General features: G+C 71.2%; 1 protein-coding gene and 1 pseudogene. Both read left to right on the top strand.

What is annotated here, in order from left to right:
* Positions 1 to 335 precede the first annotated feature (335 nt).
* The gene (glyA, locus tag ABD990_RS34060; protein WP_345384930.1) at positions 336 to 1,637 is read left to right on the top strand and encodes a serine hydroxymethyltransferase; all 1,302 of its coding nucleotides are present in this window, start codon (positions 336 to 338) and stop codon (positions 1,635 to 1,637) included.
* A pseudogene (locus tag ABD990_RS34055) lies at positions 1,634 to 1,808 on the top strand (sarcosine oxidase subunit beta); the annotation flags it as partial. The gene glyA and the pseudogene ABD990_RS34055, both read left to right, overlap by 4 nt.

Raw genomic sequence — 1,808 nt, 5'->3', positions numbered from 1 at the left:
TGCGCGCCGACTTCACCGGCCCCATCTGGCGCAGCGCCCGAGACAGCGACACCCGCACCGCCTTCAACCCCGCCGCGTGCGAGGCCGGCCGGCCCACCCGCAGACCGGACTCCTCCGCATCGACACGGGCATCAGTCGGGGACCGGTCTGGTGAGTGCTGGACGGACAACGGGTCTCTCCTCGGACGACGGGACGTGACGCGCGGCGCGGGCGAGGTCGTCGGGCACGAATTCGCCCGAGGGTGTTGACCCGGCCCTGCCACGGCGCCTACCTTGCCATGCAGTTGGTATATCAGTCCACAGCAATAGGTATGACGATCACGAGGAGGTCGGCCGATGTCCGTCACGGTGGATCGACGCGAGGCGCTCAGTCCCGAGCGGGTGCTCGGCCGCTCTCTGCAGGAGACGGACCCCGAGGTCCATGCCGCGATCAGCGCCGAGCTCGGCCGGCAGCGGCACACGCTGGAGATGATCGCGAGCGAGAACTTCGCGCCGTTCGCGGTGCTCCAGGCGCAGGGGTCGGTGCTGACCAACAAGTACGCCGAGGGCTACCCGGGCCGGCGCTACTACGGGGGCTGCGAGCACGTCGACGTGATCGAGCAGCTGGCGATCGACCGGCTCAAGGCGCTGTTCGGCGCCGAGTACGTCAACGTCCAGCCGCACTCGGGGGCGCAGGCCAACGCCGCGGTGATGGCGGCGCTGCTGCAGCCCGGGGACACGATCCTGGGGCTGGACCTCGCGCACGGCGGTCACCTCACGCACGGCATGAAGCTCAACTTCTCCGGCAAGCTCTACGACGTCGCGGCGTACCACGTCCGCGAGACCGACCACCGCGTCGACATGGCCGAGGTCGAGCGCCTGGCCCAGGAGCGCCGGCCCAAGCTGATCATCGCCGGCTGGTCCGCCTACCCGCGTCAGCTGGACTTCGCCGAGTTCCGGCGGATCGCCGACTCGGTGGGCGCCTACCTGATGGTCGACATGGCGCACTTCGCCGGGCTGGTCGCCGCCGGGCTGCACCCGAGCCCGGTGCCCCACGCCCACGTCGTCACCTCGACCACGCACAAGACCCTCGGTGGGCCGCGCGGCGGCGTGATCCTCGCCGAGCAGGAGCTGGCGAAGAAGTTCAACTCCAGCGTGTTCCCCGGCCAGCAGGGCGGTCCGCTCGAGCACGTGATCGCCGCCAAGGCGGTGGCGTTCAAGGTCGCCGCCGAGCCGGAGTTCCGCGAGCGGCAGGAGCGCACCCTGGAGGGCGCGCAGATCCTGGCCGCCCGGCTGCTGGAGGAGAAGAACGTCGGCGTCGTGTCCGGCGGCACCGACGTGCACCTGGTGCTGGTGGACCTGCGGGACTCCGAGCTCGACGGCAAGCAGGCCGAGGACCGCCTGCACCAGGTCGGGATCACCGTCAACCGCAACGCCGTCCCGTTCGACCCGCGCCCGCCCATGGTCAGCTCGGGGGTCCGGATCGGCACCCCCGCGCTCGCCGCCCGCGGCTTCGACGCCGACGACTTCACCGAGGTCGCCGACGTGATCGCGCTGGCGCTGCGCCCCGACACCTCCGACGCCGCGCTCACCGCCCTGGCCGAGCGCGTCGCCACGCTCGCCGCCCGTCACCCCCTCTACCCGGAGCTGCAGGTATGAGCACCACGACCACCACTCCGCCCGGCGCGCACCTGCCGGACCACCCCGACTTCCTGTGGCGTACGCCCGAGCCGAAGAAGAGCTATGACGTGGTGATCGTGGGTGGGGGTGGGCATGGCCTGGCCACCGCGCACTATCTGGCCCGCAACCATGGGATCACGAATGTGGCGG

Origin of the sequence: Pseudonocardia yuanmonensis (genome assembly GCF_039542425.1) — a bacterium.
Taxonomy (GTDB): Bacteria; Actinomycetota; Actinomycetes; order Mycobacteriales; family Pseudonocardiaceae; genus Pseudonocardia; species Pseudonocardia yuanmonensis.
This window is presented reverse-complemented; position numbering and strand designations above follow the sequence as displayed.

Excerpts from the sequence above, each read along its gene's own strand:
- glyA (WP_345384930.1), top strand. The coding sequence starts at position 336 with ATGTCCGTCACGGTGGATCGACGCGAGGCGCTCAGTCCCGAGCGGGTG.